Origin of the sequence: Pseudomonas sp. AU11447, assembly GCF_001672555.2 — a bacterium.
Taxonomy (GTDB): Bacteria; Pseudomonadota; Gammaproteobacteria; order Pseudomonadales; family Pseudomonadaceae; genus Pseudomonas; species Pseudomonas nitroreducens.
The window spans coordinates 97,544-116,954 of record NZ_LZDG02000073.1 but is presented as its reverse complement, the minus strand read 5'-3'; the positions used below and the strand labels follow the sequence as shown (position 1 = coordinate 116,954).

The 19,411-nt window shown below is 66.1% G+C and carries 17 protein-coding genes; 5 read left to right on the top strand and 12 right to left on the bottom strand.

The window, feature by feature from the left end:
• Positions 1-93: 93 nt before the first annotated feature.
• From A6723_RS25635 to arnB, 8 genes are read right to left on the bottom strand one after another with little or no spacing between them, the layout of a single operon-like run.
• Positions 94-1,476, bottom strand: a complete 1,383-nt coding sequence (locus A6723_RS25635) for a UDP-glucose/GDP-mannose dehydrogenase family protein (RefSeq protein WP_054906678.1) — start codon at positions 1,474-1,476, stop codon at positions 94-96.
• A 40-nt stretch (positions 1,477-1,516) separates the two neighbouring features.
• Positions 1,517-1,945 carry a 4-amino-4-deoxy-L-arabinose-phosphoundecaprenol flippase subunit ArnF gene (gene arnF, locus A6723_RS25630; protein WP_054906677.1) on the bottom strand — a complete coding sequence of 143 codons (429 nt, stop codon included), beginning with the start codon at positions 1,943-1,945 and terminating at the stop codon, positions 1,517-1,519.
• Positions 1,942-2,286, bottom strand: coding sequence for a 4-amino-4-deoxy-L-arabinose-phosphoundecaprenol flippase subunit ArnE (gene arnE, locus A6723_RS25625; RefSeq protein ID WP_054906676.1), 345 nt, complete (start codon positions 2,284-2,286; stop codon positions 1,942-1,944). The genes arnF and arnE overlap by 4 nt, the downstream gene beginning before the upstream one ends.
• A complete protein-coding gene (gene arnT, locus A6723_RS25620; protein WP_054906675.1) occupies positions 2,283-3,929 on the bottom strand; it encodes a lipid IV(A) 4-amino-4-deoxy-L-arabinosyltransferase in 1,647 nt (548 codons plus the stop codon). The genes arnE and arnT overlap by 4 nt, the downstream gene beginning before the upstream one ends.
• Positions 3,926-4,813, bottom strand: coding sequence for a 4-deoxy-4-formamido-L-arabinose-phosphoundecaprenol deformylase (gene arnD, locus A6723_RS25615; RefSeq protein WP_371914076.1), 888 nt, complete (start codon positions 4,811-4,813; stop codon positions 3,926-3,928). Before arnD ends, arnT begins: the two co-directional genes overlap by 4 nt.
• The gene (gene arnA, locus A6723_RS25610; RefSeq protein ID WP_054906673.1) at positions 4,810-6,831 is read right to left on the bottom strand and encodes a bifunctional UDP-4-amino-4-deoxy-L-arabinose formyltransferase/UDP-glucuronic acid oxidase ArnA; all 2,022 of its coding nucleotides are present in this window, start codon (positions 6,829-6,831) and stop codon (positions 4,810-4,812) included. Before arnA ends, arnD begins: the two co-directional genes overlap by 4 nt.
• Positions 6,828-7,832: an undecaprenyl-phosphate 4-deoxy-4-formamido-L-arabinose transferase gene (gene arnC, locus A6723_RS25605; protein ID WP_054906672.1), complete on the bottom strand. Its 1,005-nt coding sequence runs from the start codon at positions 7,830-7,832 to the stop codon at positions 6,828-6,830. Before arnC ends, arnA begins: the two co-directional genes overlap by 4 nt.
• Before the next feature lie 7 nt (positions 7,833-7,839).
• Entirely contained in the window at positions 7,840-8,979 is a 1,140-nt protein-coding gene (gene arnB / locus A6723_RS25600) for a UDP-4-amino-4-deoxy-L-arabinose aminotransferase (RefSeq protein WP_054906671.1), read from the bottom strand.
• A gap of 279 nt (positions 8,980-9,258) precedes the next feature.
• Here arnB and A6723_RS32570 point away from each other — a divergent pair, with 279 nt between their 5' ends.
• From A6723_RS32570 to A6723_RS25580, 4 genes are all read left to right on the top strand, one after another.
• Positions 9,259-11,328 (top strand): aminotransferase class I/II-fold pyridoxal phosphate-dependent enzyme, encoded by a 2,070-nt coding sequence (locus A6723_RS32570; protein WP_054906670.1) that lies wholly within the window; start codon positions 9,259-9,261, stop codon positions 11,326-11,328.
• 69 nt (positions 11,329-11,397) lie between these two features.
• Positions 11,398-12,183 carry a transporter substrate-binding domain-containing protein gene (locus A6723_RS25590; RefSeq protein WP_054906669.1) on the top strand — a complete coding sequence of 262 codons (786 nt, stop codon included), beginning with the start codon at positions 11,398-11,400 and terminating at the stop codon, positions 12,181-12,183.
• A gap of 81 nt (positions 12,184-12,264) precedes the next feature.
• Positions 12,265-12,975 carry an ABC transporter permease gene (locus A6723_RS25585; RefSeq protein WP_015475765.1) on the top strand — a complete coding sequence of 237 codons (711 nt, stop codon included), beginning with the start codon at positions 12,265-12,267 and terminating at the stop codon, positions 12,973-12,975.
• 13 nt (positions 12,976-12,988) lie between these two features.
• A complete protein-coding gene (locus A6723_RS25580; protein WP_054906668.1) occupies positions 12,989-13,738 on the top strand; it encodes an ABC transporter permease in 750 nt (249 codons plus the stop codon).
• A gap of 57 nt (positions 13,739-13,795) precedes the next feature.
• Here the strand turns inward: A6723_RS25580 and A6723_RS25575 are convergent, their stop codons facing one another.
• Positions 13,796-14,419, bottom strand: a complete 624-nt coding sequence (locus tag A6723_RS25575) for a TetR/AcrR family transcriptional regulator (protein ID WP_054906667.1) — start codon at positions 14,417-14,419, stop codon at positions 13,796-13,798.
• Between the two features lie 105 nt (positions 14,420-14,524).
• On the opposite strand from A6723_RS25575, the gene A6723_RS25570 reads away from it, so the two are divergent.
• Positions 14,525-15,538, top strand: coding sequence for a succinylglutamate desuccinylase/aspartoacylase family protein (locus A6723_RS25570; protein WP_054906666.1), 1,014 nt, complete (start codon positions 14,525-14,527; stop codon positions 15,536-15,538).
• Between the two features lie 97 nt (positions 15,539-15,635).
• Here the strand turns inward: A6723_RS25570 and A6723_RS25565 are convergent, their stop codons facing one another.
• The 3 genes from A6723_RS25565 to A6723_RS25555 all read right to left on the bottom strand — a co-directional run bounded on the left by A6723_RS25565 (position 15,636) and on the right by A6723_RS25555 (position 19,215).
• The gene (locus A6723_RS25565; protein ID WP_054906665.1) at positions 15,636-16,079 is read right to left on the bottom strand and encodes a transposase; all 444 of its coding nucleotides are present in this window, start codon (positions 16,077-16,079) and stop codon (positions 15,636-15,638) included.
• 177 nt (positions 16,080-16,256) lie between these two features.
• The gene (locus A6723_RS25560; protein ID WP_054906664.1) at positions 16,257-17,840 is read right to left on the bottom strand and encodes a peptide chain release factor 3; all 1,584 of its coding nucleotides are present in this window, start codon (positions 17,838-17,840) and stop codon (positions 16,257-16,259) included.
• A 115-nt stretch (positions 17,841-17,955) separates the two neighbouring features.
• On the bottom strand, positions 17,956-19,215 hold the full coding sequence (locus A6723_RS25555) for a sodium:proton antiporter (RefSeq protein WP_054906663.1): 1,260 nt from the start codon (positions 19,213-19,215) through the stop codon (positions 17,956-17,958).
• Positions 19,216-19,411: the final 196 nt, after the last annotated feature.

Sequence of the window (19,411 nt, the reverse complement as noted above, 5' to 3'; positions counted from 1 at the left end):
TGGCCTGGTCGGCGTGGGTGAGTTCGCGAGCAAGCTCGCTCCTACGAAGAGCCATGTCCCTCGTGTAGGAACGAGCTTGCTCGCGAATGCTCTTCAGGCCGTGCGCCGCGTGCGTTGTTCGACGACCTGCGCCGGAACCGGCAGGCGGTGCGAGTCGCCGCGGCCCATGGGGAAGTATTCGAAGCCGTAGCGCGCCAAGCGCTCGGGGTCGAACAGGTTGCGGCCGTCGAAGATCAGCGGGGATTTCAGGCGGCTGGCCACCAGTTCGAAGTCCGGCGCCTTGAACTGCCGCCACTCGGTGCAGATCACCAGGGCATCGGCGCCGCCGAGGGTGGCTTCCGGGGTGCCCATCAGGGTCAGGCGTTCATCGTGGCCGTACAGGCGCTGCGCCTCGGGCATGGCCTCGGGGTCGAAGGCGCGGACCTTGGCGCCGGCGGCCCACAGGGCTTCCATCAGGGTGCGGCTGGGGGCGTCGCGCATGTCGTCGGTGTTGGGCTTGAACGACAGGCCCCAGAGCGCGAAGGTGCGGCCCTTGAGCTTGCCGCCGTAGTAGCTGTGGATGCGTTCGAACAGCTTGCTCTTCTGCCGCTGGTTGACCGCTTCCACGGCGCGCAGCAGGTCGCTGGAACAGTGGGCTTCCTCGGCACTCTGGATCAGCGCCTGGACGTCCTTGGGGAAGCACGAGCCGCCATAGCCGCAGCCGGGATAGATGAAGTGGTAGCCGATGCGCGGGTCGGCGCCCATGCCCTGGCGCACGGCTTCGATGTCGGCGCCCAGGTGCTCGGCCAGCTCAGCGATCTGGTTGATGAAGCTGATCTTGGTGGCGAGCATGCAGTTGGCGGCGTACTTGGTCAGTTCCGCGCTGCGCAGGTTCATGGTCAGGATGCGGTCGTGGTTGCGGTTGAACGGCTCGTAGATCTCGCGCATCACATCCAGCACCTCGGGGCTTTCGCTGCCGATGACGATGCGGTCGGGTTTGCGGCAGTCGGCCAGCGCCGAGCCTTCCTTGAGGAACTCGGGGTTGGAGACGATCTCGAAGTCCAGGCTGCGGCCTTCTTCGGCGAGCACCGCGAGTACCTTGGCCTTCACGCGATCACCGGTGCCCACCGGCACGGTGGATTTCTCGACGATGATCACTGGCTGGGTGCGGTGACGGGCGATGCCTTCGGCCACGGCCAGCACGGCACGCAGGTCGGCCGAGCCATCGGGCAGCGGCGGGGTGCCAACGGCGATGAACTGCACGCGGCCATGGGCGGCTGTCTCGGCGACGTCGCTGGTGAAGCGCAGGCGTCCGGCTTCCAGGTTGTCCCTCACCAGCTCGGCCAGGCCCGGTTCGAAGATGCTGATCTGGCCGCGCTTGAGCTTGGCGATCTTGTCCTCGTCGATGTCCATGCACAGGACGTCGTGGCCTACTTCGGCCATGACCGCGGCCTGCACCAGGCCTACATAACCGATTCCGAATACGCTGATTTTCATGGTCTGCTCTCCCGAAAAGGGACTTGAAGCGGGATTGAGGTCAGTCGAACTGCGCGTGCTCGGAGCGAGCGTCGCTGGGTTTGATGACGGTTGTTCTGTCAGGTCGGCGTGGCGCGTTGATCGCGATCACGCCGGCAATTACCAGGGCTACGCCCAGGGTGCGCGGCAGGCTCATCGGCTCGCCGAGGCCCGGCAGCACGGCAGCGCCGAGGTAGACGAAGGCGTAGCTCAGGCTCAGCAGCGAGTAAGCGCGGCTCAGCGGCAGGTGTTTCAGGGCAAGCAGCCAGCAGAGCATCGACAGCGCGTAGGCGAGCACCGCCCCGGCCAGCACCAGAAGTGCGGCGATGTCGAGTTGCGCCAGGTCGAATGGCCAGTGCGAGGGCAGCCGCGACATGCTCCAGCGCATGCCCAGCTGTGCACTGCTCACCAGCAGCACGCTGCCCAGGGCGAAAGCGATGCCGCGCTTCACGAGTGCATCCCCAGCAGGGCGACGCCGCCGACGATCAGGGCCACACCGAACCAGTGGCGGCCGTCGATGCGCTCGCCGAATAGGCGGCTCGCCAGCAGCGTCACCAGCACGAAGTTCAGGCTCAGCATCGGGTACGCGACGCCGACTTCCAGGCGTTGCAGGACCAGCAGCCAGAGCAGCAGGCCGGCGCCCAGGCAGGCGACGGCCAGGATCAGCCAGGGCGAGAAGAGCTTCGCTGTCAGGCTCGAGGGCCCATCGCGCCAGCTTTCCACGGCGAATTTCTGCGCCAGTTGGCCCAGGCAGGTGAGCAGGCAGACGCCGGCCAGCAGCAGGGCGGTCATGGCGCGGCCTGCGGAATCAGCAGGACCACCAGGTGGTTCTGCCGGTAGCTGATGGCGTCGCTGGGCAGCATGGCCAGTTCCGCTTCGTCGCTGGCGCTGTTGACCCGCATGATCACGCCGATGGAGCCCTCGGCGCGGGCGCGGTCGATCCACGCGTGGATGCCCTCGGGCGGGATGCTGCGGCCCTGGCCTTCGGGGTAGCCCAGGCCGAACTTCAGCTCGCCTTCGGTGTTGAACAGCGTGATGTCGCTGCGCTGCGTGCGCCAGGCGAGTGCGGTGGCGGCGCCCAGGTCGTTGCTCAGCAGGCTGTGGGCATCCTTGAGCTGGTCCAGGTGCTCGGCGATGAACTGGTCGGGCATCTTGCTGTTGACCATCTTGTTCGGCATCGCGTTGGGCACCAGGGCCACCAGCAGCCAGGCCGCGAAGGCCGGCGCCGCCCAGAAGCGAGTGGGGCGCAGCAGTTGCAGCAGGCCGGCGAGCAGCCAGACGATGCACACCAGGGCAACCATCAGCACGCTGGGCAGTTCGTCGTGGTACTGCGGGTGCCGTGCCTGCATGAACAGCAGCCCGGCCAGCGCACTGCTACCCAGCACAAGATTGAGCGCGCCGTTGAACTTCAGGGCGACTTGCCGGTGCTGCTGCAGCGCGCGACCGAGGGCATCGGCCATCAGCAGGGCGAGCGGGGCGAAGCAGGGCATGATGTAGGTCGGCAGCTTGCCCTTGGCCAGGCTGAAGAACAGGAAGGGCATGACGAACCACAGCAGCAGGAACAGCAGCTTCGAGTCGCGCCAGCCCTGGATTGCGTTACGCAGCGCAGGGAAGACCAGCACCGCCCAGGGCAGTGCGCTGGCGAACAGCAGCGGCACGAAGAACCAGAATGGGCGGCCGTGCTGGGCGTCGTTACCGGCGAAGCGGCGGATGTGTTCGTGCCAGAAGAAGAAGTCCCAGAAGTCCGGCTCGCGGGCGTGGATCAGCAACACCCAGGGCGCGCAGACCAGCGCGGCTACCAGCACAGCCAGCGGGCCGTAGCGCAGCAGTTCGCCCAGGCGCTTCTGCAGCACGGCGTAGGGCAGGCCGACGATCACCGGCAACAGGAAGGCGAGGAAGCCCTTGGTCATGAAGCCGAATGCACAGGCGGCGCCCAGCAGACTCCAGGCGACAAGGCGCCCGCGCGTGGTGCTGGCATCGAAAGCGAACCACAGGGCTCCGAGGCTGAGGTTCACGCACAAGGTGAACTGCGGGTCGAGGTTGGCATAGCCGGCCTGCCCCGCGATCAATCCGAAGCTCAGGTACAGCAGACCGGCGGCCCAGGTGCGGCGCGGGTCGTTCCAAAGACGGCGGGCGACCAGGATCACCAGCAGGGTGCTCAGCGCGGTGACCAGCGCGGAGGCAAAGCGCACGCCGAACAGGTTCTGCCCGAACATGGCCTGGCTGGCTGCGATCAGCCAGTAGCCGCCGGTGGGTTTCTCGAAGTAGCGCAGGCCCAGCAGGTGCGGGGACACCCAGTCGCCGCTCTGCAGCATGGCCTGGCTGATCTGCGCGTTGCGCGACTCGTCGGGGATCCACAGGCCGTGGAAAGCCATCGGCAGCAGGATGCACAGGATGAAGGCGGCAAGCAGTGTCGGGTAGGCCAGGCGCTTCATGCGTGCTGCACCCCCAGCCAGCCTTCGCGGCCAGCCAGTTCGCCGCGCACCAGGCTGGCGACGGGCAGGGTGGTGGGGTTGTCCGGCAGCAGCCGGCCCAGCGGGACGAAGCGGATGCCGCCGGCCCGTGCCTGGGCCAGCAAGCGGCGGAAGTCGTGGGCCATGAGAATGCCCTCGACCTCGGCGTGAATGGTGTACACGTTCAAGGCGTCCATGTCGAAACGGGAAAGGATGTAGTCATTGAAGGCGGACGGCGCCACCTGTGGGCCGACGACCTCGTCGAAGGTGGGCATGTCCACCGGGATCTGCGGGGTGCCGGCGCGGCCATCGGCCAGGCGCGGGCGGAACAGCGAGCGGCCGCGGCAATCGCTGTTGTAGCGAAAGCCAAAGCGCTCCTTGGCTTCCACGGTGCGTTCGTCGGCGCGCCAGCCTGCCACCGCCGAACACTCCACCGGGTTGCCAAGGATGTCGGCGAGGGTATCGACGCCACGGCGGATCTGCTGTTCGAGCTGCTCGGTGCTCCAGCGGCCGGCGTTGGCCTGCCAGCCGTGGTGGTCCCAGGCGTGCAGGCCGACTTCATGGCCGGCGTCCTGGGCGCGCCGCATCAGGTGGCCCAGGTCGCGGCCGATCGGCTTGCCCGGCCAGGCGGTGCCGGCCAGCAGGATGTCCCAGCCATACAGGCCGGCGGCGTTGGAGCGCAGCATCTTCCACAGGAACTGCGGGCGGATCAGGCGCCACAGGTGGCGCCCCATGTTGTCGGGGCCAACGCTGAAGAAGAAGGTCGCCTTCACCTCGGCCTCGTCGAGCATGTCCAGCAGCCGCGGCACACCGTCACGGGTGCCGCGGTAGGTATCGACGTCGATGCGCAGTCCCGCTCTCATCAGGCGATGCTTTTCTGCAGCGGGAAGGCGTGGGGCACCCCACCTGCACGTTCGGCCAGGGCTTCGCGGAGGAAGAAGTCCAGGGTCTTGCCGATGGTGGCGGAGAGCTCCACGCTCGGCTGCCAGTTCAGCAGGCGACGGGCGTTCTCGATGCTCGGCTTGCGGTGCGACACGTCCTGGTAGCCGTCGCCGTAGAAGCTGCGGCTTTCCACTTCGCGGAAGCCGGCGAAGGGCGGGAACTGGTCGCGCAGCGGGTGCGCCTCGAACTGACGCAGCAGCTCTTCGCCCAGTTGGCGGATGCTGGCTTCGTTGTCCGGGTTGCCGATGTTGACGATCTGTCCGTCGCAGCGGCTGCCTTCGTTGTCGATGATCCGCGCCAGCGCCTCGATGCCGTCGTCCACGTCGGTGAAGCAGCGCTTCTGCTCGCCGCCGTCGACCAGGCGGATCGGCGTGCCTTCCACCAGGTGCAGGATCAGCTGGGTGATGGCGCGGGAGCTGCCGATGCGCGCCGAGTCCAGGCGGTCCAGGCGCGGGCCCATCCAGTTGAACGGACGGAAGAGGGTGAACTTCAGGCCCTTCTGGCCGTAAGCCCAGATAACGCGGTCGAGCAACTGCTTGGAAACCGAGTAGATCCAGCGCTGCTTGTTGATCGGGCCGACGATCAGGTTCGACTTGTCTTCGTCGAAGTTGGCGTCGCTGCACATGCCGTACACCTCGGAGGTGGACGGGAAGATCACGCGCTTGTTGTACTTCACGCAGTAGCGGACCAGCTTGAGGTTTTCCTCGAAGTCCAGCTCGAACACGCGCAGCGGGTTGCGGGTGTATTCGATGGGCGTGGCGATGGCTACCAGCGGCAGGACCACGTCGCACTTCTTGATGTGGTACTCGATCCACTCGGTGTGGATGCTGATGTCGCCTTCGACGAAGTGGAAGTCCGGGTTGCCTTTCAGGCGTTCGATGGCGTCGGAGCCGATGTCCAGGCCGTAGACCTCGTAGTTGCCGTCGCGCAGCAGGCGCTCGGAGAGGTGGTTGCCGATGAAGCCGTTGACGCCGAGGATCAGTACGCGGGTCTTGCGCTTGGGTTTGCCGCTGGCGCCGTGCAGGCGCGAGCCGTCCACCAGGCCCATTTCGCGGGCCAGTTGCGGGCCGGCGAGGAACAGGCCGCTGTCGCCCTGCTGGCCGGAGAGGATTTCCAGCGAGTCAGCACCACAGGCGATGCGCAGCGGGTCGACCGACAGGACCGAGCCGGCCGGCAGGCCGTTGTTGCCGGCGACCACGCGCGAGCTCCAGACGATCAGCTTGCGATCGCCCACCGGGGCGAAGGCGCCGGGGTACGGCTGGGTCACGGCGCGGACCAGGTTGTGCAGTTCGCTGGCAGGGCGCTTCCAGTCGAGCTGACCGTCCGCCGGGGTGCGGCGACCGAAGTAGCTGGCGCGGGATTCGTCCTGGGCGACTTCCTGCAGTTCACCCCGAGCCAGGCGGGGCAGGGCAGTGGCGAGCAGCTCGCGGGTGGCTTCGCGCAGCTTGCCGTGCAGCACCAGTGCGGTGTCGTCCGGGCCGATGGCGACGCTCTGCTGGGCGAGGATGCCGCCGGCATCGGCGCGCTTGACCATGCGGTGCAGGGTCACGCCGGTCTCGCTTTCGCCGTTGACCAGCACCCAGTTGGCCGGGGCGCGCCCACGGTAGCGCGGCAGCAGCGAACCATGCAGGTTGTAGGCGCCCTTGGCGGCGCAGGCCAGCAGCTCTTCGCTGAGCAGGTGGCGGTAGTAGAAGGAGAAGATGTATTGCGGCTGCAGTTCGCGGATGCGCGCGACCCACAGCGGATGGTTGACGTCTTCCGGGGCATGCACCGGGATTCCCAGGCGTGCGCAGAGCTGGGCTACCGATCCGTAGAAACGGTTCTCCTTGGGATCGTCAGCGTGGGTGAAGACGGCGTCGATCTGGTAACCGGCGGCGAGCAGTGCTTCGATGCCGGCGCAGCCGAAGTCGTGGTAGGCGAAGACAATGGTCTGCTGGGTCATGGCTGGATGGACTCGAAAGAAGGGGAGGAAGAGGAAAGCTGCGGGCGCGGTGCGTCGGCGCGGACGATGCGCTCGATGAAGAAGCGGGGGCGGGCGCGTACGTCGTTGTACATGCGGCCCAGGTACTCGCCGAGCAGGCCCATGCCGACCAGTTGCACGCCGGTAAACATGAACAGCACGGCGAACAGCACGAACACGCCGTGGCCGGCCCAGGCGGCGCCGAACAGCAGGCGCAGCACCAGCAGCATCAGGGCGAAGGCGAAGCCGGCCACTGCCATGCCGCCGCCGACGAAGGACAGCAGGCGCAGCGGCGAGGTGGTCATGCAGGTGACCAGGTCGAACATCAGGTTGATTAGGCGCAGGAAGTCGTACTTCGACTCACCGTGCTCGCGCTCGGCGTGGGCAACGAGGATTTCGCTGGTATGGCGGGCGAAGCTGTTGGCCAGGATCGGGATGAAGGTGCTGCGCTCGCGGCAGGCGAGCATCGCCTTGACGATGCTCGCGCGGTAGGCGCGCAGCATGCAGCCGTAGTCATTCATCGCCACGCCGGTGGAGCGCTGCACGGCGAGGTTGATCAGCTTCGACGGCCAGCGGCGCAGGGCGGAGTCCTGGCGTTGCTGGCGCACGCTGCCGACCACGTCGTAACCCTTGGCGGCTTCTGCCACCAGACGCGGGATTTCCTCCGGCGGGTTCTGCAGGTCGGCGTCGAGGGTGATCACCAGGTCGCCCTGGCATTGCTCGAAGCCGGCCATGATTGCCGCGTGCTGGCCATAGTTGCGGTTGAGGATCACCGCCACCACATGGCTGCCGGGCGCTTCGGCGGCTTCCTGCAGGAGGTCGGCGGAGCTGTCGCGGCTGCCGTCGTCGATCAGCACGATCTCGTAGTCGCGGCCCAGTTGTTCGCAGGCGGCGGTGGTGCGGCGCAGCAGCTCGGGGAGGCTGGCCTCTTCGTTGTACACCGGGATGACGATGGACACACGGTTGATCGGATAGGCTTTCACGGTGGCGTTACCGAAGCAGGGTTTCGATGGCGTCGACCACGCGGTCCTGGTCGGCCTGGGTCATGTCGGGGAACAGCGGGATGGAGACGATTCGCGAGGCATTCCACTCGGTGTTGGGCAGGTGCACATCCGGGTAGTGCTGGCGGTAGTAGCTGTGCAGGTGGCTGCCAATGAAATGGATGCCGCTGCCGATACCGCGCTCCTGCAGGCCCTGCATGAAGGCGTCGCGGTCGATGCCGCAGCGCTCCTGGTCGATGCGCAGGACGTACAGGTGCCAGGCGTGGTGCTGCGGGTAGTCCGGCAGCGCCAGGGGTTGCACCGGCAGGTGCGCCAGGCGACTGGCGTAGCCGGCGGCGAGTTCGGCGCGGCGGGCGTTGATCGCTTCGAGCCTGGGCAACTGCACCAGGGCGATGGCGGCGTTGATATCGGTGAGGTTGTACTTGAAGCCCGGTTCCACCACCTGCGCCTGCGGCTTGCGGCCGTGGGTCAGGCGGTCGTAGGCATCCACGCCCAGACCGTGGAACTTCAGGGTGCGCACGCGGTTGGCCAGGGCCTCGTCGTCGGTGACGAACATGGCGCCCTCGGCGCAGGTGAGGTTCTTGATCGCGTGGAAGGAGAAGATCGCGGTGCCGCGCTGGCCCACCGGACGGCCACGGTAGAAGGTGCCGGCAGCGTGGGCGGCGTCCTCGATCACCGGGATGCCGTGGCGCAGGGCGAGCTCGTTGATCGAGTCCATGTCGCAGGCCGCGCCGGCGTAGTGCACCGGAATGATGGCGCGGGTGCGCGGGGTGATTGCGGCTTCGATGCGCGCGGCGTCGGTCATCAGGTTGTCACGGTCGACATCGACGAACACCGGCGTGGCGCCCAGCAGGCTGATCATGTTGACGGTGGAGACCCAGGTCTGCGACGGGGTGATCACCTCGTCGCCCGGGCCGATGCCCAGGGCCAGCAGCGCCAGGTGCATGCCACCGGTGGCCGACGACAGTGCCACCGCGTGACGGCAACCGATGGAGTCGGCGAAGCGTTGTTCCAGTTCATGGTTCTTCGGCCCGGTGGTGATCCAGCCCGAACGCAGGACTTCGTTGACTGCCTGGATCTCTTCTTCACCGATGCTGGGACGGGAGAAGGGGAGGAAGGGCATTTCCATGTGGTGTTCCAAAGGCCATGGCGGCTCTGTCAGGGGGTGAGAGAACGCTACGGGGGTGATCGTTAAGAAGCCGTTAAGTGGATGTCGTGATTCCGTTCGTCGGTCGAACATGCGACAAGCAGCACCCGAAGGTTGGAGGGGGGGGGAGTGAACGGTCTGAAAACGACATGTCTGATGTCGGAAAACGCTGTTGAACACTCGTTCATCCTTGGCTATGGTGGCCCAACGCTCCTGCGGACCCTTCTGCAGGACATTCCGTCATTCGGATGAGGCCCTTGCATGCGTTATTCGTCGCTTGTGGACAGGATGGTCGGACCCGGCGTTGCCGCCTGGGATATTCACTACGCCGCCATTGCCGCCCAACGCGCCGGCCGCGACGTGATAGTGCTCAGCGTCGGCGACCCCGATTTCGCAACCCCGGACTTCATCACCGATGCCGCCGTTTCCGCCTTGCGCGACGGCGACACCCACTACAGTGATGTAGCTGGCCGCCCGGCACTTCGCCAGTCGATTGCCGCACTACATGAGCGACGATTCGGCCAAAAGGTCGCCGCCGAGAACGTCATTGTTGTCGCCGGAGCGCAGAACGGCCTGTTCGCCGCCGCGATGTGCCTGCTGGAAAAAGGCGACGAGGTCATCACCTTCGATCCGGTCTACGTCACCTACGAAGCCACGCTGAAGGCCACCGGTGCCGTGCTGGTCGGGGTTCCTACCCGTCCGGAGAATGGTTTCCGCCCTCTGGCCGGTGACATCGCGGCTGCCATCACGGCGCGCACCAAGGCGATCTTCCTCGCCAACCCGAGCAACCCCACGGGCGTCGTGCTGACTCGCGAGGAGTTGCTGGCGATCGCCGAGCTGGCGCAGGCCCACGATCTCTGGGTGGTGGTGGACGAGGTCTACGAGGGCCTGACCTTCGAGCGCGAACACCAGAGCTTCGCAGCGCTGCCGGGCATGGCCGAGCGCACCCTGAGCATCGGCAGCCTGTCGAAATCCCATGCCATGACCGGCTGGCGCGCCGGCTGGATAGTCGCCAACCCGACGCTGGTCGGGCATCTGGAAAACCTTGCGCTGAACATGTTCTACGGCCTGCCGGGGTTCGTGCAGGAGGCCGCGCTCGCTGCGGTGGAGCGCCACGATGAAGTGGTGGCGTCGATGCGCGAGATCTACCGCCGCCGCCGCGACCTGGTGGTGGCGGCGCTGAGTGATTGCCCGCGGGTGACGGTCCTGTCGCCCGAAGCCGGCATGTTCGTCATGGTCGATGTACGCGACACCGGCCTCAGCTCGCTGGATTTCTCCTGGCAGCTGTTCCATGTCACCGGCGTCTCGGTGCTCGACGCGGCAGCCTTCGGCCCGCAGGCGGAAGGTTTCGTGCGGTTGTCCTTCGGGTTGAGCGACGAGAGCATGGCGGAGGCCTGTGCGCGGATCATTCGCTTCGTCGAGTCGCTTCCCGCACGTGCCGAATCAACTGTAGGAGCGAGGGGGGCGCCTCAGCCATTGCTCGCGAACGCTCCTGATGCTTCTGCGGCTGTGGCTGGTTCGCGAGCAAGCTCGCTCCTACAGAAAGCAGAGCAGCCCACCACTAAGCCGGTGATCGAAGTCCGCGATATCCACAAGCGCTTCGGCGACTTCGAGGTGCTCAAGGGCGTTTCGCTGTCGGCCCGCGAGGGCGAGGTGATCTCGCTGATCGGTGCCAGCGGCTCGGGCAAGAGCACCCTGCTGCGCTGCATCAACATGCTGGAGATTCCCAACCAGGGCTCGGTCACCGTCAATGGCGAAACCATCCGCCTGGCTCAGAGCCGCCAGGGCGAGCCGATGGTAGCCGACCAGAAGCAGCTCACCCGTATCCGCTCGCAGCTGGGCATGGTGTTCCAGAGCTTCAACCTGTGGCCGCACCGCACCGTGCTGGAGAACCTGATCGAAGCACCGACCTTCGTCCTCCACGAGAGCAAGGCCGAGGCCCGCGAGCGCGCCGAGGCGTTGCTGGAACGTGTCGGCCTGGCGGAGAAACGCGACGAATACCCGGCCTTCCTTTCCGGCGGCCAGCAGCAACGCGTGGCCATCGCCCGCGCGCTGGCCGTGCGACCGAAAGTGATGCTGTTCGACGAGCCGACCTCGGCGCTGGACCCGGAGCTGGTGGGCGAAGTGCTGCGGGTGATTCGCTCGCTGGCCGAGGAGGGGCGGACCATGATCCTGGTCACCCACGAGATGGCTTTCGCCCGCGACGTGTCGAGCCATGTGGCGTTCCTGCACAAGGGCCTGATCGAGGAGGAGGGAACGCCCGAGGAAGTGTTCTCGCGCCCGCGCAGCGAGCGCTGCCGGCAGTTCGTCAACGCGCACCAGAATCGCTGACCGATGCCGCGCTGCCGGCGCATCGATGAGCGTGACCCATAACAAACGAAAACAACGCAGGGGATCACGATGAGCAAGAAAGGTCTGTGCAATCTGATGGTGGGTGCGGCGATGCTGATGGCCGGCGCGGCGAGCGCCCAGGCCGAGACGATCCGCTTCGCCCTGGCCGCCGAACCCTATCCACCCTTCTCGCAGAAGCAGCCCGATGGTAGCTGGGTCGGCTTCGAGCCGGACCTGATCCACAAGGTCTGCGCCGAGATGAAGGCCACCTGCGAGATCGACGAAGTAGCCTGGGACGGCATCATCCCGGCGCTGCTGGCGAAGAAGATCGACGTGATCTTCAACTCCCTGTCGATCACCGACGAGCGCGAGAAGCAGATCGCCTTCAGCCGCCCCTATTACGACACCCCGGTCGCCGTTGCCGCGCCGCAGGCGGTGGACGTGCAGATCAGCCCCGAAGGCCTGAAGGGCAAGGCCATCGGCGTGCAGATCTCCACGGTCAGCTCCAACTACCTGAAGAAGTACTACGAGAAGATCGCCGACGTGCGCTACTACGACACCCAGGACTCGGTGAACGCCGACCTGGTGGCCGGGCGCATCGACCTGATGATGGCCGATGGCATTGCCGTGGCTTCCTTCGTCAAGTCGCCGGACGCCCAGGCTGCCGGCATCGTCAACAAGGGCGAAGTGAAGTACGACCCCCTGTTCGGCCGTGGTGTTGGCGCCGGCATGCGCAAAGGCGACACCGAGCTGAAGGCGAAGATGGACGAGGCCATCGGCAAACTGCTCGCCAGCGACGACTACAAGGCGCTGTCGGACAAGTACTTCGGCATGAGCGTCGCGCCCAAGCAGTGACCCCGGCGCGATCCGCTTCAGCGCCCGCGCGCTTGTCCGGCGCGCGGGCACGAACCTGAGCCTCCCATCCTGGAGACGGCCATGCAAAGCATCTTCGACCTGATCGGCTTCGGTCCTACCGGCTGGGGCCCGGCCCTGCTCAAGGGGTTGCTGGTCACCCTGCAGATTTCCGTCGGGGCCTTCCTGGTCGGCCTGCTGATCGGCCTGGCCGCGGCCAGCGCCAAGATCGGTGGTCCGCGCCCGCTGGCGATGCTCGCGCGCGGCTACACCACGCTGTGCCGGGCGGTACCGGAACTGCTGCTGATCCTGCTGCTGTTCTACGTCGGCTCCATGGGCCTGAACCAGTTCTTCGAGTGGCTCGGCTATGGCCAGGTGAAGCTCAACGGCATGATGGTGGCCATCGTCGTGCTCGGCCTGGTGCAGGGTGCCTACGCCTCGGAGATCTTCCGTGGCGCGATCCAATCGATTCCCTATGGCCAGATCGAAGCGGCGCGCGCCTACGGCATGCACGGCTTCGGCCTGTTTCGCCGGGTAACCCTGCCGATGATGGCACCCAACGCGCTGGCCGGCATGGCCAACCTGTGGGTCAACCTGATCAAGGACAGTGCGCTGATCAGCGTGGTGGGCACCAACGAGCTGCTCTACACGGCCAAGCAGGCCGCCGGCTCGACCCGCCACTACCTGACCTTCTACCTCACCGCGGCGGCGCTGTACTACGTGCTCACCGTGCTTTCCAACCTGTTCGCGGGCTACCTGGAGCGACGCTTCCGTCGCTGGATTCCGGCGGTCTGAACGAGGCGCGGCGATGAACGAACACTGGCTATTCGTCTATGGGGCCCTGCTGCTCAAGGGCCTGGGCACCACCCTGGTGATCCTGCTGATTTCCGCCATCCTCGGCTTCGCCCTGGCGCTGGTCGTGGCGCTGGCGCGGATGTCGCGCAACTTCCTGGTCTCGCGCCTGGCGCTGGCGTACACCAGCGTGATTCGCGGCACGCCGTTGCTGGTGCAGATCTATATCTTCTACTACGGCCTGGGCAGCCTGTTCGCGCAGTTCCCGCTGATCCGCGGCAGCTTCCTCTGGCCCTACCTGCGCGACGGCTTCTGGTACATCGTGATCGCGCTGATCCTCTCGGTCGGCGCCTACGTCGGCGAGGTGGTTCGCGGTGGCCTCAAGGCGGTGCCGCGCGGCGAGCTGGAGGCCGCTTCGGCGTTCGGCATGAACCGCACGCTGGTGCTCTACCGTGTGTGGCTGCCGAGGGCGATCCGCCTGCTGCTGCCGACGCTGGCGGGGGAGAGCGTGATGCTGCTCAAGTCCACCGCGCTGGCGTCCACCATCGCCGTGGTCGACCTGCTCGGCGCGGCCAACGTGGTGCGCGCGCAGACCTTCCAGGTGTATGAGCCGCTGCTGCTGGTGGCGGCGATCTACGTCTGCCTGACCTTCATCATCGAGGCGCTGTTCGCCGTGCTGGAGCGCACCACGCCGGTTCGCCGCGAAACACAGAAGCCGGCGCAGCGATCATGGTTGGGCAAGCGTCGCGCAAGAACGGCGGTTTGAATATTCACGGCTCGCCCAACGACATCCAGCCGACGCGCAGCAGATCGTTGCCAAACCTCAGGCGTAGGCGCCGCGACGGAGGCCCTCTACCCAGCAGCGGCTGAGTTCGAGGCCGTCGGCGGCGCTGAAGTTGCTCGGGTTGAGGCACCACTCCAGCCACAGCCCGTCGAGCATGGCGGAGAGGCCGATGGCGGCCAGGCGCGGGCGCGCCACGCTGAAGCTTTCGGCGTGGGCGAGCTCGCTGATGAGTGTTTCGAGGATGGCAAGGTAGCTCTGATAGCCGCGCTCGTGCGCCTCGTTCACCGGCGGCGAGTGGCGGATCAGGCTCCAGAACACCACCCAGGGGCTGAGCAGGTCGGGGTCCAGCACTTGCGGTGAGAAGGAGCCGGTGAGGAAGGCTTCCATGCGTGCGGCGGGATCGCTGCCGACGGCGTCCACCTGCTGGTAGAGCGCCTGGGTGACCTCGCTGGCAAGGGTCTCGTAGGCCTGGGCAACCAGCGCGTCGATGCTGCCGAAATGGTGATTCACCAGGCCAACGGCAACGCCGGCTTCCTTGGCGATGCGGCGCACCGAGATGCCCGCGTGGCCATCGGCAACCAGGCACTTGAGGCAGGCACGTACCAGGTGGTCGCGACGTTCCTCGGAGGTGGCGCGCTGGGCTTTCTGGCGGGGCATGTCCACGGTGCGAGGTCCTTTTGCGGCGTGCCGGAAACCGGCGACTGGAGTCGATACTAGGAGGCGCCGGCAAAGATTTCCATGGGCGATTCGGACAGAGGAGAGGGCTTGATGATCGAGGATGTGTCCTTCAGCGTACCGGGTGACTCGGGCGCGGAGCTGCGCGTTCTGGCGTGGCGTATCGACGGCGGCAAGCCGGGGCCGCGGGTGCACCTGCAGGCCGGCGTGCACGCCGATGAAATCGCCGGGATGCTGGTGCTCCACGAACTGCTGCCGCGCCTGCGCGAGGCCGCCGAACGCGGCGCGCTCAATGGCAGCGTGACGCTGGTGCCGCAGGCCAATCCCTTCGGCATCGGGCAGTTCCGCCAGGGGCGGATTCTCGGCCGCAACCATGACGCCACGTCGCGCAACTTCAACCGTGGCTTCATCGCCTCGGCAGCGGCCAGCGGGACCCTAGACAACCTCACGCTGTGGCAGAAGCGCCTGGCCGAGCTGGCCGCGCCGGCGGACATCGTCCTCGACCTGCACACCGACGACGAGGCGCTGCAGTATGTCTACGTCCACGAGTGCTTCTGGCCGGCCGCGCAGGACCTCGCCGCGGCGTTGCGCGCGGAGTTGGCAATCATCTGGGAAGGCGATGGTGACGGTGCGTTCGAAGAAGTAGTGATTGCGCCCTGGCTGGCCGAACAGCGCTTCGATGGGCGCCTGGTCGCCACTGTTGAACTGCGTGGCCAGGGCGACGTCAGCGATGCCCTGGCGCAGCAGGATGCCGACGGCCTCTATCGCTTCCTCGGCGCGCGCGGCGTGGTGGACGATGCAGGTCCGTTACCGGAATGGAAGGGCGTCGCCACACCGATGGGCTTCATGGAAACCGTGTTCGCGCCGGCGGCGGGCGTGCTGGTTTTCGAACGCGAACTGGGCGAGTACATCGAGGCGGGCGAGCGCTTCGCGCGCATCATTGCCCGCCCTGGCGACGCCAGCAGCGAGCACATCCTGCGCGCACCGCAGAGCGGGCTGCTCGCCACACGCTATCGCGACCGGTTGATCCCGCAGGGCGCCATCGCCGCCAAGCTGACCGGCAGCGCGACTTCCAGCACCTGGAGTTCCGGCGCGCTCGATCCGTAGCGCCTAGCTGCTGTTTTGTAGGAGCGAGCTTGCTCGCGAACAAACCCCGCTGCGGGGCTAGGGTTCGCGAGCAAGCTCGCTCCTACAGGGCTATGCGTTACAGCCAGACAGCGTTCCAGAAGGAATATTCACGAAGTGATTTGACCAGTCCTGCGCGCAAAGGGTTGGCGACCAAATAGCGAGCCGCCGCTTTCAGGTCTTCATCGTGTCGCAGGGCGTAGTCGTGGTAGCCGGATTGCCAGACTTTGCCCGTGCGTTTGAGTGCCTTGTTGAGCGAAATGGCAGTGAGCGATTTGAGCGACTGCATGAAGTCACTGAGCGAGTGTCCATTGAGTTGCACCAGGCAATGCAGATGATCTGGCATCAATACCCAAGCCAGAATGCTCGTCGAAGTTAGTTGATGAAGCTCGCGGGCGACGGCGCTGGCGGCTGACCACTGATGGAAGAGCGGTTCGCGCTGGTGAGTTACTGTCGTCAGGAGGTATATCTGACCGTCAATCGAGCAACGCCCGTTTCGTAGATCCCTGCCATGAAATCCCATCGTGCCGCTCCCGTGCTGTCCGATGTCAAAGATTGCAGAGGAGGTGGGGCATGACTGTAGGAGCGAGCTTGCTCGCGAACCTGCGGGTCCGGTTCGCGAGCAAGCTCGCTCCTACAAAAAGCAAACGACAAAAGCAAAAACGCCCGCGCAAGGCGGGCGTTTTGGTGAGCGGCGAACTCAGTGGTGTTCGCGGGTGGCGCGGAAGGTGATGTCCGGCCAGCGCTCTTCCATCAGGCTCAGGTTGACGCGGGTCGGGGCCAGGTAGGTGAGGTGGCCGCCGCCGTCCACGGACAGGTTCTCGAAGGCCTTGTCCTTGAACTCCTTGAGCTTCTTCTCGTCCTTGCACTCGATCCAGCGCGCGGACCAGACGTTGATCTGCTCGTAGGCGCACTCGACCTTGTATTCCTCCTTCAGGCGGCTGGCGACGACGTCGAACTGCAGCACACCGACGGCGCCGAGGATGATGTCGTTGTTGCGCTCGGGGAAGAACACCTGGGTGGCACCTTCCTCGGCCAGTTCCTGCAGGCCCTGGCGCAGCTGCTTGGACTTCAGCGGGTCCTTCAGGCGCACGCGGCGGAACAGTTCCGGGGCGAAGTGCGGGATGCCGGTGAAGCCCAGCGCCTCGCCTTCGGTGAAGGTGTCGCCGATCTGGATGGTGCCGTGGTTGTGCAGGCCGATGATGTCGCCGGCGAAGGCTTCTTCCAGCTGCTCACGCTCGCTGGAGAAGAAGGTCAGCGCGTCGGCGATCTTCACGTCCTTGCCCAGGCGCACGTGGCGCATCTTCATGCCCTTCTCGTACTTGCCCGAGCAGATGCGCATGAAGGCGATGCGGTCGCGGTGCTTGGGGTCCATGTTCGCCTGGATCTTGAACACGAAGCCGGAGAACTTCTCCTCGGTCGGCGCCACGGTGCGCTCGTGCGCGCCACGCTCCAGCGGTTGCGGGGCCCAGTCGACGATGCAGTCCAGCACCTGGTCGACACCGAAGTTGCCCAGCGCGGTACCGAAGAACACCGGGGTCATTTCGCCCTTGAGGAAGGCGTCCTTGTCGAACTCGTGGCAGGCGCCCTGGACCAGTTCCAGCTCTTCGAGGAAGTTGTCGTAGAGGTCGCCCAGGTGCGCGCGGGCCTCGTCCGAATCCAGCTTGTCGATGACCTTGGTCTCGATACGCTCGTGGCCGTGGCCCGGCACGTAGACGATGATCTTGTCCTGGGCGAGGTGGTACACGCCCTTGAAGTCGCGGTAGCAACCGATCGGCCAGGTGATCGGCGCCGCCTTGATCTTCAGCACGGCCTCGATCTCGTCGAGCAGCTCGATGGGGTCGCGGATGTCGCGGTCGAGTTTGTTGATGAAGCTGACGATGGGCGTGTCGCGCAGCCGGCAGACTTCCATCAGGGCGATGGTGCGTGGCTCTACACCCTTACCGCCGTCGAGGACCATCAACGCCGAGTCCACCGCGGTGAGGGTGCGGTAGGTGTCTTCGGAGAAGTCTTCGTGGCCGGGGGTGTCGAGCAGGTTGATCATGTGCTCGCGGTAGGGGAACTGCATCACCGAGGTGGTGATGGAGATGCCGCGCTGCTTCTCCATCTCCATCCAGTCGGAGGTGGCGTGGCGGTCGGACTTGCGCGACTTCACGGTACCGGCGACGGCAATCGCCTTGCCCATCAGCAGGAGCTTCTCGGTAATGGTGGTCTTACCGGCGTCGGGGTGGGAAATGATCGCGAACGTGCGGCGCTTCGCGACTTCGGCGGCTTGGATGCTCATGGATGGATGCCTGGTCGATTCGGTGAAGACGGGCAGCGAGCGGCCCGAAAAACGCGGGATTATAGCCTGAATCGAGGCGCCGCCGGCAGACCCGGCGACGCAAGGCTCGGGGCTGTCAGTGGTCGCTGTCGGCGCCCTTGTAGATGCGCCGCACCAGCGGGCCGATGGACAGGCCCTGGAGCAGGATCGACACCAGCACCACCACGTAGGTCAGGCTGAGGATCAGGTCGCGCTGCTCGCCCAGCGGCAGGGACAGCGCCAGGGCCACCGAGACGCCGCCGCGCAGGCCGCCCCAGACGAGGATGCGGATGGTCCCGGCGGGCACCTGGCGGCGGCCGTTCTCGGTCTGGCGCAGCACGACGATGGCCGGGGCCACGGTGAGCAGGCGCGAGATCAGTACCGCGCCGCCCAGGGTGAACGCCGCCACCACGTGCAGCCAGTTGAACGGCAGCAGGAGCAGCTCCAGGCCGATCAGGGCGAACAGCAGGGCGTTGAGGATCTCGTCGATCAGCTCCCAGAACTTGTCGATGTAGCGCCGCGTTTCGTCGGACATGGCGTAGTGGCGCGCCTGGTTGCCGATGATCAGGCCGGCCACCACCATGGCGATGGGCGCCGACACGTGCAGCCGCGCCGCCAGCGCAGCGCCGCCGATCACCAGGGCCAGGGTCAGCATGACTTCCACCTGGTACTGGTCGATGCCGCGCATCATCAGGAACACGCCATAGCCCAGCGCCGCGCCGAACAGGATGCCGCCGATGGCTTCCTGCACGAACAGCCAGGCAATCGTCGAGGCGGTGGGCGTTTCGCCGGCCAGGAGGATGCCCAGCAGGATGGTGAAGACCACCACGGCGGTGCCGTCGTTGAACAGCGACTCGCCGACGATCGTGGTGGCCAGCGGCTTGGGCGCGCCGGCGGACTTGAGGATGCCCAGCACCGCGATGGGGTCGGTGGGCGAGATCAGCGCGCCGAACAGCAGGCAGTAGATGAAGTCCACGTGCCAGCCGAAGAGGGCGAAGGTGTAGTAGGCCAGATAGCCGATCACCGTGGTGGCGATCAGCACGCCGAAGGTGGCCAGCAGGCCGATGGGCCACTTGTAGTTGCGCAGGTCGGCGAGGTTCACGTGCAGCGCGCCGGCGAACAGCAGCGCGGGCAGGAACCAGGTCATCAGCACGTCGGAGAAGTCGATGCGGCTGATGATCTGCTGCATCTCGACTTCCAGCACCGGGTAGCCGAGCAGCGACATGCCCTGGGCGATGAAGGAGAACACCAGGGCGGTGGCCATGACGCCGATGGTCGGCGGCAGGCGGATGAAGCGGTAGTTGACGTAGGTGAGCAGGGTGGTCAGCGCGATGAACGCCGCGGCCAGATCAAGCATGGCGATGAATCTCCGTGGTAGGCAAGACGCCGGCCCCGAGTGACCTATCCATGGGTCGGGGGCACGCGAAAGGATCCCGATGATAACCGCTGGGCGAAGTCGCGTACGTTTTCACCGGGCGCATCCGCTGTTGGGCAAGCGGCGGGGGCCGATGGTTCAGCCGGATCGGAAGTTTTTTCGAAAGTTTTTTTGTCCG

Excerpts from the sequence above, each read along its gene's own strand:
- arnB (WP_054906671.1), bottom strand. The coding sequence starts at position 8,979 with ATGGAAATGCCCTTCCTCCCCTTCTCCCGTCCCAGCATCGGTGAAGAA.
- A6723_RS25585 (WP_015475765.1), top strand. The coding sequence starts at position 12,265 with ATGCAAAGCATCTTCGACCTGATCGGCTTCGGTCCTACCGGCTGGGGC.
- A6723_RS25580 (WP_054906668.1), top strand. The coding sequence starts at position 12,989 with ATGAACGAACACTGGCTATTCGTCTATGGGGCCCTGCTGCTCAAGGGC.
- A6723_RS25570 (WP_054906666.1), top strand. The coding sequence starts at position 14,525 with ATGATCGAGGATGTGTCCTTCAGCGTACCGGGTGACTCGGGCGCGGAG.
- A6723_RS25635 (WP_054906678.1), bottom strand. The coding sequence starts at position 1,476 with ATGAAAATCAGCGTATTCGGAATCGGTTATGTAGGCCTGGTGCAGGCC.
- arnE (WP_054906676.1), bottom strand. The coding sequence starts at position 2,286 with ATGACCGCCCTGCTGCTGGCCGGCGTCTGCCTGCTCACCTGCCTGGGC.
- arnA (WP_054906673.1), bottom strand. The coding sequence starts at position 6,831 with ATGACCCAGCAGACCATTGTCTTCGCCTACCACGACTTCGGCTGCGCC.
- A6723_RS32570 (WP_054906670.1), top strand. The coding sequence starts at position 9,259 with ATGCGTTATTCGTCGCTTGTGGACAGGATGGTCGGACCCGGCGTTGCC.
- A6723_RS25590 (WP_054906669.1), top strand. The coding sequence starts at position 11,398 with ATGAGCAAGAAAGGTCTGTGCAATCTGATGGTGGGTGCGGCGATGCTG.
- A6723_RS25560 (WP_054906664.1), bottom strand. The coding sequence starts at position 17,840 with ATGAGCATCCAAGCCGCCGAAGTCGCGAAGCGCCGCACGTTCGCGATC.
- A6723_RS25555 (WP_054906663.1), bottom strand. The coding sequence starts at position 19,215 with ATGCTTGATCTGGCCGCGGCGTTCATCGCGCTGACCACCCTGCTCACC.
- A6723_RS25565 (WP_054906665.1), bottom strand. The coding sequence starts at position 16,079 with ATGGGATTTCATGGCAGGGATCTACGAAACGGGCGTTGCTCGATTGAC.
- arnT (WP_054906675.1), bottom strand. The coding sequence starts at position 3,929 with ATGAAGCGCCTGGCCTACCCGACACTGCTTGCCGCCTTCATCCTGTGC.